Annotated in this window: 1 pseudogene; it reads left to right on the top strand. The window is 43.4% G+C overall.

The features are described 5' to 3' along the window. Positions 1-176: 176 nt before the first annotated feature. Positions 177-595, top strand: a pseudogene (locus KIV40_RS28045) (ATP-binding protein); the annotation flags it as partial.

Genomic DNA, 595 nt, shown 5'->3' with positions numbered 1-595 from the left:
ATGCACCCCATCGCATTAAACTTGATCAACCAAGTATTCAGCTCACCATCAGCCTCTCGTTTGCTATATCTAGAACCATAAAATCTGCAGAGATAAATCAGAGTTTCGATATCCACACACAGCAAGGGCTTGAGCTTAAGCAAAGTGTGAAAAGCCAGAACGAGAACATCAAACAGATGCTTAAAAACTTGGAGAAATCGCAACAGTACCAAGTAGAAGTTGAAAAGATGGAAGCGCTCGGCCACCTCGTTAATGGTGTGGCTCACGAGGTTAATACGCCCCTTGGGGTCGGCATCACTGCCTTATCCGTGATGGAGGAGCACATAGACCAATTGGAAAATGCATACAACAACCAACTTCTGGATGAAAACACCTTTGTTGATTTCTTAGCGGGCGTGCGGCCTGCACATAAAATGACGAGCTCCAATCTCGAACGAGCCGCCAAGTTAGTACAGCAATTCAAACAGACATCAGTTATTGAACACCATGGAGAAATGAAGGACTTAAACATCCTGACTGTGTTTAATGATTTGATAGAGAGCATTGAGCCAATATACTCCCCTTTCAAGGTAGAGTTTATACTCGAAATATCAGA

Source organism: Vibrio sp. D173a (assembly GCF_030248475.1).
Note: the sequence above shows the minus strand (reverse complement) of the source record. Positions and strands in the feature narration are given on the sequence as shown.